This is a genomic window from Citrobacter sp. TBCS-14, assembly GCF_005280805.1.
In the GTDB taxonomy this organism is placed as follows: Bacteria; Pseudomonadota; Gammaproteobacteria; order Enterobacterales; family Enterobacteriaceae; genus Citrobacter; species Citrobacter gillenii.
In genome coordinates this window covers 1-232 of the sequence record NZ_SZWM01000370.1, presented here as the reverse complement: position 1 = coordinate 232, position 232 = coordinate 1, and the positions used below count along the sequence as shown (strand labels likewise).

Here is a 232-nt window from a genome sequence, read left to right as displayed (position 1 = left end):
CGGATCGACTCCAGAGTGAAACCAAGCTGGCGGGCATAACGAATAAACTTCAGGCGCTGAAGATCGCTTTCTGTATAGAGGCGAAATCCGCCTTCAGTACGCACTTCATGCTCCATCATCTGCTGCTTTTCATAGTAGCGGATAGTATCTGGCGTCACGTCAGCCAGTTTCGCTATTTCACCAATTCGGTACATGCTCTCTCCGCTATTCATCGTTGATCTTTTTTAGCAGC

At 48.3% G+C, this 232-nt stretch carries 1 protein-coding gene; it reads right to left on the bottom strand.

From position 1 onward, the window contains the following. Window positions 1-194 (bottom strand): MerR family transcriptional regulator (locus FDX22_RS31150; protein ID WP_255432936.1); only part of this gene is annotated, 194 nt, incomplete at its 3' end. Between the last annotated feature and the right edge of the window lie 38 nt (window positions 195-232).